Below are 13,771 nucleotides of genomic sequence, written 5' to 3'. Positions count from 1 at the left end.
AATCTAAACCTCCGGTTCAAGCTTATGCCAACAAACTGACCTCCACGGCTGTACAACTCTAAGTTTTTCTGCTTAAGTCGTAAATAAAAATCCTGTTTTGACGAAGCATTCAAAAAAGTTTCTTCCAAAATGGCACTAAGAATTTGCTTATTCGAAATTACTCCCCGGAGTTCCATCTGGGCCTCAACATCTTTGACTACTGCTCTTTTTTTTTCGAATTGGTATGATCGATCTCGGAGTACTTGAGTTCTGGAAACTGTTCACGCTGAAACTGCTCCATAGGAAGCTTGATCTTGTTCTGAAAGTTGTTCTTCGAAATTCTTACTGATATTCCAGTTCTATACTCAATTCCATAGCAAATGTGAAGATGAGTGTGTGATTTTTCATGACGATGAACGGTGGCCAACGCTATTGATAAAGGGGCACGAAGAGATAAATATTTTTTAGTAATGCGTTGGAGTATTTCGTTTGAAATGTATCCATCGGATTGATGGAATGACAGGATGTCCATGTACAGAACAACATTGTTCTTTCGCTTAATCTTACGATAGGTCTCGTTGCGTTCGAATTGTTTCGCTAAAGATTTTGGGCTGCGATCACTTCCTTTAACAAACTTGGTAATTACAAAACCGCCATCCTTTTCGGGGTCTCTGAGCAGATACTCAAAGATGGGCTCCAAAGCAGACGTCCGTTTATATGTTTTACTCTTTATAATCAAAAGTGTATTCTATTGCAGTCAGGCAACTCGTAATGCGACTTATTAAATGTTCCACCTTTTCATTTTTTGCTTCATCTTCAATCAACTCCTTTAAATCTTCAATTATTAAAAAAAGTTGCTGCTCAATTAAAGCTGTGTCTATTGGAGAAGACACATGCTTAGACTTGGTCAATATTTGAACTATTAACTTTTGCAAAAACTGAGTTACTGATTTCTCATTAGGCATATTAGATCGCACTAGGGCTAGAGTCTGCTTATCAAGCCTAACGACAAACTCCTTGTATTTATTTCGGCGACAAGCGATTAGGCGGCGGTTATACTCCCTCCAATAGGTCCTTTTGGCCTCTGCAATTTCTTGATCCGTAGGGTCGAAGTCAGCAAAGACCTCGTCTAAATAATCGTGGACGCTTTTGTATAATTTGCCCATATCGGTGACCTATTCAGTCTCAAGATCTAACTCTTGATCGTTTTCATCTCTGATTCGTTCTAACTCTTTAGATCGTTTTGAGATTAATACAGATTGATCTATGATCGTGTCGCTTGGGTCAAAACGATTATCGTAGTCCGGCAGATGTTCTAGATACTTCTCTTTAGATAGAGATTTGTTTTTTCCACTATTCAAGAGGGCTTTATCCGCATAGTTCTCTAGAGATATTAATGATGCCTCCAGAATCTGTTCAACAAAGAATAAAATCTTCCCAGGGTCAAAATGTGTTCTGTTTTTCATAGCTACTGGTTTTTATATTTTTCCAATGACAAATACTGAACTTTGTAGTCAGCAGACTGCAGCGGCATATAATCTTCTGGAGCCTCGGTTTTTAAAAAACGCAGATATTTAGGGATCTTATAGTATGGCTTCACTTTTACAAACAATGGTCGCATTCCTCCGTTAGGCAGAACTATCACTCGATTTTGAGGCATAGTACGAATCTCATCTGAAGTCATCAATGGTCGGCTGCGGACCACCTTTTTATCCTTATCCTCATAGTATTGGAATGTTCCCAAGGTCTTTTCAAGGCGTTCACATTCATCGGTAAGTCCAGTCATATAGACCCTGCAGGCGTTGTTTATTATCGTTTTTGCATTGTATTGACCGTAATTCTCATATAATTGATTTTCGGATTGTAAAACCCCCAAAATGGGCATTTTGAATTTCCGAGCATTCGATATGACACTTGCCAAATTAGGTAGCGGAATCGTGGAAAGTTCATCAATCAGCAGGTAAATGTCCTTGTCCTCTTCCTGTGGGAGCGAACTAAACACCTCAGTAAATACCTGCTCAAAGAAAAGACCCAATAAAACCGAATAATGTTCCATATCATTTAACGGACAGTTTAAAAAGAGTACTGTCTTTTCAATTCGCATGTGAGATACATTGAAGGTATCTACGCTAGTAAGGTCACACAGAACTGGGTCTGACCCCAACCAAGACAAATTACTCAAGGCGCTACTCACTATAGACGCTTTCGTATTTGGACTATTGGCGATTACGCTTTTAAAGGCTATCCATTGTTGCTCGGTGGCCTTTTCGATGAACAAGCCATTTATTACATCTTCATTGCCTGCGAGGTTTTGAAGTAAATAATAGACATTAGCCAGGTTCTGATTCACTTTAGGCGCATGATCAATCAAAAATTCAATGATTAAAGCAATTAATTCTATTGCCTTTACGGCCCAAAAATCCAGTTCTTTAGTTGATTTTTTAACCAACATTCTAGCTATCTTCTGAATATCTGATTTGTTCTTTATTCGAGTCAGTGGATTGTAGTAAATTGATTTTTTAGGATCATTTGGATCGAATTTTAAAACTGTATATCCGTTTTTAAGTAGTAGGTAAACAAGAACTGACAATTCTCCTGATGGATCATTAATGATCATACTCGCTCCCAATTTCGATGTACAAACAGATATAGCGCTCGGAATAAGACAGACTGACGTTTTACCAACTCCTGAGGCTGCAAATAGCAAAAGGTTCTGCCTGCTCTGTAATGTTGTAAACCGCTTCGTCCCGAGAGCAAATCCTTGATTATAGCGTGACAGAAGTTCATATTCATTTCCGAACTTTGCTTCTAATAGCTTGGATTTCTTTTTGAATAGTTCGTCGACTCCACCCCCGAGAAATTCGCTTCCACCGAAGAAGGCTTGTTCAATTATTTCTAATAGCAGTTTCATTTTTTAAGAATCTAATTCAACAAATTTGCAGTTAACCGAGACACCAAGGAAGCCGTGAGTTCAATTGCTTTCGCAGCTATATGAATGAACAAAAGAAGGAGCTTCCATAAGGCCTCCAACAATTGTCTGATGGCCGCCATTAACACTCTTCCGATTTCCTTAGACATGGCTAAAAACTTAATTGTTGATCCATGCCAATATGAATTTCAAGGCCGGAGTCGTTGAATACTTCCTGTAAGACAGCACACATCGCACTAAAAATTCTATTCTGTTCTCTAGTTTTTGGAAAGTTCACGATGTATAACTGTACTCCCGACAGATCTACTATGTTTAATTGTCGTCTTATCTCCACGGCCACGACTTGAGGATCTTCCAGTATCCTGCTACGATTTTTAGCGATCAGTATATTGTAGATGTCAGAAATCTCGCCCAAGTCGCTGAAAAGGACAATAACCTTTTGTTTGGCAGTCTCGTTTTTAATAGTTCGCAATTGATGAGCGAGTGGCACAAAAATGCTACTGGTATTATACGTAAACTGCTTACCATTCTCCTTTATAATGAGCGAATCGATCTGCTCGTAGAATTCTTGCTGCTCAGCTTGAGCAATAAGTTCATTGTCTAATAAAGAGTGTCCGTCTGATCGTATAACATAGGTCGAATTATAGTCTGTGTTTCCAATGTTCTGGAACCTAAATACAACTCGAGCATTTTTATCAGAATTCCTTTCTACAATCTCTTTTACCATACCTGGTTGAGGAGGAGGAATAATAGTATCGGTCCTATCTGCTAGGATTGTAATTGCAATCGCAGGCTTCTCAGTATTCTGGATACAACCGCAAAGAGTTGCCACCAATAAAAGTGATAATATATACTTCATGATGCCTGAATTTGTGGTTGAACATCTTGGTAGTTGAGCCGCAGCTGCGGCAGGTCCTTTTCAATGTCACCGGTAAATAACTTTGCGCAGGCTCCATTGGTCTTTAAGAAAAGTTCTGATTTGAACTCCTCAAAGCAGGTTCTCATGCGGGTTTGAATTTCTCGCTCTTTTTGCTTTCCTAAGAGTAAAACATTGTACCGATCGGTAAGCTTTCCCCGAAGTTCTGGGGCAATTCTATTTCGCTGTTCCTGAAATTCCTTTTTCTTAACCTCTAGCTTTACAATTGCCTTACGGTCTCTTTTGTAATTTTTGTACCGATTCACAACCTCTTTAGGCTGAAGATAGTATGCAACTAGCCAATAAATAATGATGAACGCCAGCATATTTATAATGACAAAGACAAGTGGACTAGCTACCAATACTCCATCTAATTTGGGATTGAGCTGAATTAAATACCTTATTCGCATACTGCTAAGTTGCCAGAACAAGACAAATAAAGGCGCGCAGAATCCAAGAAAAATGAGTAGTTCTCTTCTAGGATCTCCTTTTCCGTAATTCTTAACTTTTGATGGCGAGAAATACCCATACCAATGAACAAAGACTACTGTTAGGACAGCGGTAGCGATATTTGAGATCAATCCGCCCCCCAATAGAGAGAAAATCTGGAAATTAGCTAGCAGTTCTAATCCCGAGATAAATATGATCATAGGTGCGATAAACCAATTAAACTTTCGGATTGCGGGTTCATATTTCTTTGCTTGCTCATCCAGTTTACCAACCAATGGTGCCAGCTCCTGATTGATTTTGTTGATCTTTTTGTCCACATCCGCCATTGCTTCTTTGGAGTCCTCTACATGCGATTGCCCTTTTACCTTCTGGAGTCCACCGCTCAATCGAGCGTCGACATGGTCTACATCTAATTGGTAATCTGCAGTAATACCACCAATATAGTCTAAGATCTTGGCCGTCTCCGGTAGCGATCTATAGTCCAGAGTACTCAGTTTTTGGGCAGTGCCTTGGTGTTTCTTTCGATGAGAAATGTCTCGCTGGACAATATGTTCCGATAGTTCTGAATCGACGAGCCTTGTGAAGTCGTCTTTGTAAGAGTTGATTTTTGTTTTCATCGTTGAATGATTTGATTTAAGTATAACACTGGAATCTCTTAATATTGAATTTGGGATGAGTGAATTCGGAACCAATAATTCTCTTGGTACCAACTTATGCCGCAAGTTGTCGTTGAAGCTCAAGGTATTCTTCGTTATACGGGTCCTTTTTAAGAATATGAGTAACGATCTTGTTAGCTTTTATGACAAGCCATTCAACACGTTCTTCCTCCCAAACAGACTTGGACAGAATATGTTTTACGCGCGCACGCATAAAGTGCATTCGGTTTGTAACTTTTATCCCGTTGTCAAATGCAAACTGAACTAGATCATTTAGGAAATCATGCGCATATTCCAGAAATTCCAAGTCCTCATTCTCCATATATGAGAGATAGAAGTAACGTGAGCTGAGGTAATAACAAAAGAGGCGTTCTTCAGGATTAATTGCCATGGCCTCAATTTGGGAGATGATTTCGTTGCCCGCCTCACGATGGATTGGGCAATGAATTAGCCGGTTGGCCTTGAGAAGAAGTTGGTAAATCTTTTTTGTTGTTAATGAACAACGGCTCTCTAAGTTTTGAAGATTTTTCATCTCAGTGGTTTTAAAATGAGTTTCATTTAAGACCACTTTGAAGTCTTGACGGATTATATCTGAATTGATAGAATCCTATAGATTCGATTGAGAGGTCGAGTTCTCAATTGAATAAGTCAAGATGTCAAAGTGTTGTTTTGACGTCGTTGGCGACCCACCCTTCGGGGTGGTTTTTGCTTTCGACATTGCATAGTTAGGAATACTGTAAAGCAATAATTAGGAAGTAGTTATGGAAGTTTCGGAAGTAGTTATGGAAGTTTCGGAGGTAGTTATGGAAGTTGAAAATTCGCTACTTTTATTATATGGCGAGTCAAAAAGAAGAACGGCACACCAAGTTCGTTGTGTCGAACAAAACGAAGTTTTTTAGGACAATTCTACCAACCAATCGAAATCTAGATCGTAAAGTTGGAATTATATGCCGAGATGCTGCCGATCAATTATTAGAACAAATAAGGGACAGCAAAAGCGATCAAAAATTTGAATTATCATTTACATCAGCAGATAATATTTATAGAAACATTGAGCTTCCTGAAAAAGATGAAATCGAGTTTACTGTTCGAGTATTAATCACATTTTTATGCTTCTTTTTCTACAAGAAGGATAAAAAACATGATTTCAAAGAAAGGCATACAATTCAAAACTTAAAGGACTTTTTTGATCTGATAACCATTCGCAACCATAAAGCAAAAGACAGGGAGGTATTTAACCAGTTTATCTCCAAGATAAATCATATAAAGAATGAGCTAGCAGAGCCCTTTAATCAATATGATATCAATCTAGATGAGAATTGGAACTTTTGTATTGTAGAAAATAAGATGAATACGCCTGAGATTAATGTTGGCGAAGCCAATGCTAAATTATTAGACAACCAAAAGAACACCTTTTCTAATAATACACACCGTAGAAAATGGGGTAATACACTTACCAACAGATTTTGGCCCGTTATTCGGGTAATTACTTTAATGATATTGTTAGTTTTTTTGTCTGTTCGTCTATTGAAACACTCTGTTATTGATCAACAAATTCCAGTTAACCAAACCGAGGATGTAACAAATGAATCTATTGTAGAGAGTTGTACATTCAATATAGAAGACACCGATAAATTTAAAGTACTAATAATTCCTTTGGAAAGACGCGTTGCAATTGAAGGAAAATTCATGGATATTGGTGCTGAAATTGAGGAGCGATTAAATTATTTAAACAATATTGACAGCCTAAACCTTGATATACATTATTGTCACAATTTCATTTATGATAAAAACAGCCAAGATGGTGATGAACAATCTTACTACAGAAGGGTGATGACCGAATATGGCGCAGATCATCTAATCTATGGAACTACCAAAGAGTTAGACTCTGAATCCACCACAAACAATGCACAGGTCAGAGTAAACTTCGTTTCAAGACGATTTAAAGAATTCTCCGATTATGATATGGATGGTGTTCAAAGTCAATATGAAACGGTATCGTTCAACGATTTTTCACGAGGCGTACTTTTAGAAGACATAGAATATGTTATTTATCTTCATTCAGCGTCAATAAGTTTGAAGCAAGGAGATGCAGAACAGGCTGAAGACTATTTAGATTTAATATCAGACATCGGAGTTGATAAATTCGATTATATAAAGTTGCGTTCTTTAGTTTATGGACTAAAAGGAAATTTAGATTTAGGATTAGAAAATGCCTATTCACTTCTTGATTTTTCTTTGGACGAATTCAACCTATCTCGATCTTATCAATTAATTGGTGACTTTTTAATTAGATTAAATAATAGTGAGGCGCTACACTACTTTAGCGAAGCTAAAAAAGTTGATCCAGGTTTTATCGATGCATACATGGGTATTGCACGTTATAACTACTTCATAGAAAAAAATTACAATTCTGCTCTTAAAACCATGGATGAGGTTATTGATATTGCATCTAAAGATATCGACAAAGCTCGATTGCTTAATGTAAAAAGTAGATATCAAAACATTCATAAAGACTTTGAAGAAGCGGTTAAAACTTTGAAGTTAGCAATATCATTTTGCAAAGATTGTTCGTTTATTTATCACAATATTGGCACTCAATACAGTGCTATGAATGACCACAATAAAGCTCTTCATTATTTCCAAAAAGCTTTTAAGCTAGACTCACTCACTCCAAATGTAAATTTCAGTATAGGCGACTCTTACTTATCGATGGAGCTTTATGATTCTGCGATAGAGCACTTAAACTTAGAAATAAAACACTATCCCCGCCATGTAGATGCGTATTTCTGGAAATCTGCTATCTTTTTAAGAAAACAAGAAGTAGATAACGCTTTAGCAGAATACGAAATATTGTTCGATCTTTTTCCAAACAACATCAGTTTAAGAATTCGTACTATTGAACAGCTTAAAGATTATTTTTATGATCAAAGTGCCCTTAAGGTTGGAGAAGAGACGCTCAAAGTGTTCAATTTGGATAGTGTTCAGTACTTCAATAGGCAAACCGGAAGGTATGAAGTAATGACTTGGAATAACTGAACATGTACTCATTCTGCCTCCTAACAGACCAAATAGATTTATTTAAAATCAATAATCAAAAATTCAATATATAAGTTAGTTGCTAAAGAAATTGACTATTGCAAATGACACAGCCGAAAACACCGCCTCCACATTAGGCTCTCTTCCTGGATATTTTGGTTTTTCCATTTTAATGGCACCAAGCTGATAAATATTTCTGATCAGAACTTCCGCAATTTCATATTTGTTTTTGGCGTTCCATCTTCGAAAAATCTGTCTTACTTTATCCCTTGAGATAAAATCGATCTCCACAGATTTCTTCTTCACCGCTAATGCAATTGCGCGAATCAACTGCTTCGTTCGAGCACCTTTTCTGCAATACTTCGAATTGGTATCTTCTAGAACTACCGTTACAGGTTGATGCTTCTCAACAATTTCGAGTACAAGAAGTACAATTCGGTTTACATCCAATTTCTTTAATTCAAAAAGCCGGAACTCAATCAAGTTTACCGGAGAATCCATTACCGCATAGGCAAATCCTCGGGTATAGGGATAAATACTTACCACCTTGGTAGGCACCACCCTAGTTGACAAACTCATAATCTGTCTGGTTTAATGAATTGACAATTTTTTGCAAAGATTCTATTCTATAAGTGCTCTTTGGAGATTGCCGCTTTTTTAAATCGGCGATAAGCCCTTGGCTTTGCTCCAAGAGCTGTGCGAACAGATGCGCATACAGATCTGTCAGCATTATCTCAAAAGGTGCTCTGAAGAGCATATGATAAACTGAAACAACCCTTACCGAAGGTTCGCTATGACCGTCTTCGATTCTTTGAAGATGTCCTGGGCTTATCTTAATCAAGTATGCAAGATCGTGTAATGAAATACCGGCTTGAGTTCTGAGCTCAGCCAGTTTTGAAGTTTTGTTTGTCATATAACATGGAGCACCAGGGGTTAGAACTGGTGCTTTATGTATTATAGGGCTTGATAGAATTTATGCATACCACCGATTGGCAAGTTAATACTGTGGATCACAAGTGGATAAATAGGATATCAAAAGCAATGAATGCGAGAGCATTCATTTTATAATTAATGCTTCTTGACTATTTCATTGTCTTTTAATAGGTAGAGATGTTGTTATAGAGTGTGGTCCAATATTTTATTAGTCTTGAAGATTAATCCCTTTTTTGAAAATCCAAAAAAAAAGATATATTTGAATTCTCCCCAGTTGATTTGGCAATTTTTTTAATGTCTTTGTGAATTACTTAAGAATTAGATATAAGATTTTTAAGTAATTTCAAACGTCTAATGACGTAGGAATACAACTATTTCATACCGATCAAAATTATGATATAGTATTTAAAACCTATTAAGACATGAAACATAAAAGAGATACAGTAATGGAGGTTGCGGACGTACTAGTTATCACGCTCATCATTGCTTGCCAAATCGTTCTTTTAGTGCATTCGATTGTAAGCACTGCTAATTAAACTCCTGTATATCAGGAGTTTTATCGATTTAGTTTTATGTCTGAACTCCTTTTGGTATTCCTCGGTATTCAAATTCCGGTTATAGGCCTACTTTTTTATCTTACACGTGAATTTTCAAAGATTGATGGAAAGATTGATTCTAGTAAGGTAGCCCTAGGATGGGGGGTCAATTCACTCATAGTCATATTAATACTTTTACAGAGTATATTTGATTTTTCGAGGGTTATTTCTGACGATCATTTTGGCGTTTTGATTCAAGAATTGGATCTAGTCATGTGTGGTCTGTTCCTTTTGTACTCGGCAAGGGCTTTCGGAAAATTTAAGGAATATCAGAATAAGTGGGGTGTTACTAAAGGTAAACTAACCTTGGCATATTGTTTTCTACTAGCAATTCTGGTAATTATTGAAATTCTATTTAGAAAGTTCCTAATAGTCGATATTTTGTTTAGGCTAATAAGAGCTTTTTGTATTGGTTATTTAGGTTATTACTATTTAAAAGGGACGCTTAAATCAAGATTCAACACGTTGATATATCTTGGATTTGGAACTTACTCCTCATTACAGTTCTTTTCACTTACAAAAGACATCCTTTTTGAAGCCGCTACAGTCACAACTATAGGTTGGATTCTAAGTGCATTGGCCAAGATATTAATTGCACTATGGCTTTACCGCCTCATAATACTAAATGTTAACCGGAAACTTCAAATTTCAGTTTATGAGAAAATTCTAGGTCTAAGTCTTCATGAATCCACACCATTAATAAAGTTGTCTTACAACGAAGTAAGTAAGCGCATAATTCCAGCTATAGATAAAAGCAATAAGGATTCAGAGTTCAATCGTGCTTCAGTAGTCAAAAAGCTAGAAAATTTAGCCATCATGCTCCAGCGAATACGCCTTATTCAAGAAGCGAGTAATACCATATTCAAAAATTCCATCGATATACAGCACATCGATGAATTGAATCTTACTGATTTTACAAGCAAAATAGAGTCGAATAACGTCAAAACAGTAAATGTTAATAGAATTATAGAGCTTTCACTTTTATGGCATAAAAGGGATCACCCTAGAAATAAGTACACGATTAAGGCATCATATGCCAATAACTGTTATGTGCGCTTCTACGAGGTAGGATTGTTCCAAATTTTTGACAATATCATTAGAAATGCCGAAGAAGCTACTTGGCGCACAAAATCAAAAAGTTTTATAATCTATGTTAAAACTCGAGTAGTTACCGGTGAGCAATTTAATCAAGAACAAACACACAGAATTTCTCCAAAGGACGAAAGTAAAAAATTTGTCCGCATTGAATTTGAAGACGACGGAATAGGCACATCTAAGGATTTAACACTAATCTCTGAATTAGGATATTCTGAAAAAGGAGATGGGCGTGGATATGGATTATTTATAATATCAAAGATGATAGATCATTTCAATGGATATATCTTTTTCGAATCTCCTGCGGTAAACTCAATTATGACCAACCCTGATCGCAGGAAAAACAGGGGTTTTAAAGTAACAATACTAATTCCAAGAATTTGACAATGAGCAAAGCAGTTTCAAACCAGAGCAAAGGAAAAATAGTTTTCGGATTTCCAATTCTTGTCATCGACGACAAAAAAAGAGAAATAGAAACTATGAAAGACGATGTATCAGGTCTAAAGGAATTAGATTACTTGATTGACAATGTATTCTTTTTTCAAGACCAAGTAAAGTATGAAGCAGCGTGCCAGAAATATCAGGAAGCCATTTTGATCGCTGATTTTAGTATGGAAAGACACGGGATTGATTTGTTAAATTACATTGTAAGAATATTTCCTGAACATGTTTACCACTTGTTTATTTACACCGGAGAAGGGGGACATTTCCAGCTAAAGGATAAAATAAATGAATTCAATGGATCCATTTTTGATAAAAGCTCTGGTCTGGATCAAGTGCTCTTAGATATTCAAGATTTAATGGAGCCTTATTTTAAGGGTAAACAAAGCGGCTTGGAATCAATTAATAGTAAAGAATCTCCTAAAATATTGATCAATGAGGGGCCTAAACGAGATGATATTATTCGACTTATTGATCAAGAATTAGAAATACTCTCAAAAACAAAAGGTGGCTATAATTTTGATGGAAAGGATTATTCCTATAATGAATTAAGGAAGGAAATAAACACACCTGACAGTGAAGTCGGCAGGGCTTTTATTGAAACCTACATTCATGGAATGATAATGCACAATAACTTCTTAAGAAGATTCAAATAATGGGTTGGTTTAAGAAAAAAAAGGGCGAAGTATACTACTCGTTAGAAGAGGATCTGGATAACGTGGTAATTAAGCGGTTAATTACATTGATTAAGGCTTGTAGTCTAATTCGAAATCCTAAAGATATAAATCGTACAGAATGCGTTTGTCGTGATAGTTCAATTTTGATTTGTCATGCTTATAAAAATGCAACAACAGGAAAACAGAGGTTCATTGATAATCGAATCAATTCTCCTCGATGGTGGCGTAGCTTTATGCCAGAGACTAATGATGAAATTGTCTATTTATTTTCATGTAAGGGTTACTACGCGGTTTATTGGAACATCTTTAACTTCTACACTCCTAACATGGTTTCATACAACAGTGAATTAGGGTTTTCAATTCAACATCCATTAATCTCAAGGTTCATTAAGGAATACTTCTGCGCTGTAGCTCAAAATATATCGTCAAAGTATGATTTAGTTGGACTCCGTAATTCAATAGTAACTGAGAAAAACGCGATGATAGATAAAATCAAAGAGGCAATGATTGAAGCCGATAAGCGAAACGATCAAATGGACTTATTGACTCTTAAATATCAATTAGTCTGTGGTTTTCAAAATAACGGATACTCTATCGTTTTAATAAACAAAAGAAAAAAATGGAACTTATAATATTATTGTTAATCGCTGTTCAACTATTGGCTTTGATTTGGTTTTCAATTAAATCATCGAAGTTTCGTTTTTTCTCATGGAACACACTGTCGGACGGAAACGAAATGTCGGAGAGTCAATTAAGAGAATATTACAATCTTCACAACTCCCCTGCCAATTCTGAAAATCAGAAAGTAATTCGTAGGCACCTCAACTTTTCGATTATAATCATCGTGTTGTTTGGTTTATTTTCAGGTGTGCTATGGGGTATTAAAGTGTTTTCAACAGAAACAGACTTAACGTATTGGACTCCTGGTGCATCAACCGGTATCACAGCGGTTTTTGTAAAGATTTATTACAGATTGTTGAAAAAGATGAAAATCTATTAATAATCGATAATTCTTCAAGTGATACCACTGCCACTCACCACATCAGGTGGTGGTGTTATCACGATTCTTTTATATGCCCTAGTATGGAATTATGACTATTCAACCATGCATCAATCCATTTACACAAGAAACCAACGAACTCAAGATTACCTTTAAAAAGTTCATTGAGGAGTGCCAATATTTAAAGCGACTCAGCCCACAAACCATCAAAGGATACACGGAGGTTTTCAATACCTTCTGTAAATACATGCCTGAAGTAGCAACTTTAGAAGATCTCAGTGCCCAAAATGTTGTGCAATTTTTTACGCGTGTTTCTCAGCGACAGCGTATGGTTGGAAGTGTGATGAAAATTGGCATCAAACCTTCTACACTCGATACCTATTACCGAAAGCTTATGGTTTTTTTCAATTGGCTTGAAAAAAACAAATTCATTGAGAATAGAAGTATTTCATCTGTTGTACCTAAGCCGCGTGCTCCAGAATACCGGGACCTAAAGTCTCTAACTCAAGATGAGATCTCCAAAATTATAGCAGCAATTACCATGAAGAACAGTAAAGATACTTGGCAGAAAATTCGAGATTTAACCATTCTCAATCTACTAATATTCACAGGTATTCGAAGAGGTGAACTACTTGGACTTAAAGTTCAAGACATTGACCTAGAACAAAACTCAATTTTTATCAATAAAGAAACTTCAAAGTCCAAATATTCAAGATACATCCCAATTAATTTTAAACTAAGACAAACCTTGGAAGGCTACTTAAATATTCGCTCTAAGCAAGAAATTTACCACCCTTCTTTGATTGTATCTTGCAAGCGAGGAACTGCCTTTACTCAGCATGGATTGAAGCATTGGGTATCCAAATACGAAAAACTCTCCGGAGTATCATTCCATTTACATCGCTTTCGCCACACCTTTAGCTGCAATATGGCTAAAGCTGGAGCCGACCCAACAACGATTATGAAGCTTCTGGGTCATACTTCACTTCGAATGACTGAACGATATTTAAGATCAATTCAGACAAGAGACGCACTTAAATACATTAATCTACTATGAGAA

At 36.5% G+C, this 13,771-nt stretch carries 14 protein-coding genes; 5 read left to right on the top strand and 9 right to left on the bottom strand.

Translation table 11 applies throughout. The features are described from left to right. Positions 1-196 precede the first annotated feature (196 nt). The 7 genes from POW22_RS02700 to POW22_RS02670 form a co-directional block, all read right to left on the bottom strand. Positions 197-679, bottom strand: a complete 483-nt coding sequence (locus POW22_RS02700) for a relaxase/mobilization nuclease domain-containing protein (RefSeq protein WP_272831012.1) — start codon at positions 677-679, stop codon at positions 197-199. Between the two features lie 22 nt (positions 680-701). Next, positions 702-1,145: a hypothetical protein gene (locus POW22_RS02695; RefSeq protein WP_272831011.1), complete on the bottom strand. Its 444-nt coding sequence runs from the start codon at positions 1,143-1,145 to the stop codon at positions 702-704. Positions 1,146-1,154: 9 nt separating this feature from the next. Next, positions 1,155-1,445, bottom strand: a complete 291-nt coding sequence (locus POW22_RS02690; RefSeq protein ID WP_272831010.1) for a hypothetical protein — start codon at positions 1,443-1,445, stop codon at positions 1,155-1,157. Between the two features lie 2 nt (positions 1,446-1,447). Continuing rightward, entirely contained in the window at positions 1,448-2,890 is a 1,443-nt protein-coding gene (locus tag POW22_RS02685; RefSeq protein ID WP_272831008.1) for a type IV secretory system conjugative DNA transfer family protein, read from the bottom strand. Positions 2,891-3,059: 169 nt separating this feature from the next. Continuing rightward, the gene (locus POW22_RS02680) at positions 3,060-3,767 is read right to left on the bottom strand and encodes a hypothetical protein (RefSeq protein WP_272831006.1); all 708 of its coding nucleotides are present in this window, start codon (positions 3,765-3,767) and stop codon (positions 3,060-3,062) included. Continuing rightward, a complete protein-coding gene (locus POW22_RS02675) occupies positions 3,764-4,891 on the bottom strand; it encodes a hypothetical protein (protein ID WP_272831004.1) in 1,128 nt (375 codons plus the stop codon). The genes POW22_RS02680 and POW22_RS02675 overlap by 4 nt, the downstream gene beginning before the upstream one ends. 94 nt (positions 4,892-4,985) lie before the next feature. Beyond that, complete coding sequence (locus POW22_RS02670) at positions 4,986-5,462, bottom strand: hypothetical protein (protein WP_272831002.1); 477 nt, start codon at positions 5,460-5,462, stop codon at positions 4,986-4,988. A 302-nt stretch (positions 5,463-5,764) separates the two neighbouring features. On the opposite strand from POW22_RS02670, the gene POW22_RS02665 reads away from it, so the two are divergent. Continuing rightward, entirely contained in the window at positions 5,765-7,969 is a 2,205-nt protein-coding gene (locus POW22_RS02665) for a tetratricopeptide repeat protein (protein ID WP_272831001.1), read from the top strand. Between the two features lie 75 nt (positions 7,970-8,044). Here the strand turns inward: POW22_RS02665 and POW22_RS02660 are convergent, their stop codons facing one another. Both POW22_RS02660 and POW22_RS15430 read right to left on the bottom strand, forming a co-directional pair. Next, the gene (locus tag POW22_RS02660) at positions 8,045-8,548 is read right to left on the bottom strand and encodes a hypothetical protein (protein ID WP_272831000.1); all 504 of its coding nucleotides are present in this window, start codon (positions 8,546-8,548) and stop codon (positions 8,045-8,047) included. Continuing rightward, entirely contained in the window at positions 8,532-8,882 is a 351-nt protein-coding gene (locus POW22_RS15430; protein ID WP_419180990.1) for a helix-turn-helix domain-containing protein, read from the bottom strand. Before POW22_RS15430 ends, POW22_RS02660 begins: the two co-directional genes overlap by 17 nt. A gap of 592 nt (positions 8,883-9,474) precedes the next feature. Between POW22_RS15430 and POW22_RS02655 the strand changes: the two genes are divergently transcribed. The 4 genes from POW22_RS02655 to POW22_RS02640 all read left to right on the top strand — a co-directional run bounded on the left by POW22_RS02655 (position 9,475) and on the right by POW22_RS02640 (position 13,768). Continuing rightward, the gene (locus POW22_RS02655) at positions 9,475-10,977 is read left to right on the top strand and encodes an ATP-binding protein (RefSeq protein WP_272830998.1); all 1,503 of its coding nucleotides are present in this window, start codon (positions 9,475-9,477) and stop codon (positions 10,975-10,977) included. Between the two features lie 2 nt (positions 10,978-10,979). Beyond that, a complete protein-coding gene (locus POW22_RS02650) occupies positions 10,980-11,690 on the top strand; it encodes a hypothetical protein (RefSeq protein ID WP_272830997.1) in 711 nt (236 codons plus the stop codon). Further along, a complete protein-coding gene (locus tag POW22_RS02645; RefSeq protein ID WP_272830996.1) occupies positions 11,690-12,343 on the top strand; it encodes a hypothetical protein in 654 nt (217 codons plus the stop codon). Before POW22_RS02650 ends, POW22_RS02645 begins: the two co-directional genes overlap by 1 nt. A 459-nt stretch (positions 12,344-12,802) precedes the next feature. Then, complete coding sequence (locus POW22_RS02640) at positions 12,803-13,768, top strand: tyrosine-type recombinase/integrase (RefSeq protein WP_272830995.1); 966 nt, start codon at positions 12,803-12,805, stop codon at positions 13,766-13,768. Positions 13,769-13,771 lie beyond the last annotated feature (3 nt).

The organism is Gilvibacter sediminis (genome assembly GCF_028561565.1).
Classification (GTDB): Bacteria; Bacteroidota; Bacteroidia; order Flavobacteriales; family Flavobacteriaceae; genus Gilvibacter; species Gilvibacter sediminis.
The sequence above is the reverse complement of the archived record's forward strand: the minus strand, read 5'-3'. Positions and strand labels throughout refer to the sequence as shown.

Excerpts from the sequence above, each read along its gene's own strand:
- POW22_RS02695 (WP_272831011.1), bottom strand. The coding sequence starts at position 1,145 with ATGGGCAAATTATACAAAAGCGTCCACGATTATTTAGACGAGGTCTTT.
- POW22_RS02690 (WP_272831010.1), bottom strand. The coding sequence starts at position 1,445 with ATGAAAAACAGAACACATTTTGACCCTGGGAAGATTTTATTCTTTGTT.
- POW22_RS02685 (WP_272831008.1), bottom strand. The coding sequence starts at position 2,890 with ATGAAACTGCTATTAGAAATAATTGAACAAGCCTTCTTCGGTGGAAGC.
- POW22_RS02680 (WP_272831006.1), bottom strand. The coding sequence starts at position 3,767 with ATGAAGTATATATTATCACTTTTATTGGTGGCAACTCTTTGCGGTTGT.
- POW22_RS02675 (WP_272831004.1), bottom strand. The coding sequence starts at position 4,891 with ATGAAAACAAAAATCAACTCTTACAAAGACGACTTCACAAGGCTCGTC.
- POW22_RS02670 (WP_272831002.1), bottom strand. The coding sequence starts at position 5,462 with ATGAAAAATCTTCAAAACTTAGAGAGCCGTTGTTCATTAACAACAAAA.
- POW22_RS02665 (WP_272831001.1), top strand. The coding sequence starts at position 5,765 with ATGGCGAGTCAAAAAGAAGAACGGCACACCAAGTTCGTTGTGTCGAAC.
- POW22_RS02660 (WP_272831000.1), bottom strand. The coding sequence starts at position 8,548 with ATGAGTTTGTCAACTAGGGTGGTGCCTACCAAGGTGGTAAGTATTTAT.
- POW22_RS15430 (WP_419180990.1), bottom strand. The coding sequence starts at position 8,882 with ATGACAAACAAAACTTCAAAACTGGCTGAGCTCAGAACTCAAGCCGGT.
- POW22_RS02655 (WP_272830998.1), top strand. The coding sequence starts at position 9,475 with ATGTCTGAACTCCTTTTGGTATTCCTCGGTATTCAAATTCCGGTTATA.
- POW22_RS02650 (WP_272830997.1), top strand. The coding sequence starts at position 10,980 with ATGAGCAAAGCAGTTTCAAACCAGAGCAAAGGAAAAATAGTTTTCGGA.
- POW22_RS02645 (WP_272830996.1), top strand. The coding sequence starts at position 11,690 with ATGGGTTGGTTTAAGAAAAAAAAGGGCGAAGTATACTACTCGTTAGAA.
- POW22_RS02640 (WP_272830995.1), top strand. The coding sequence starts at position 12,803 with ATGACTATTCAACCATGCATCAATCCATTTACACAAGAAACCAACGAA.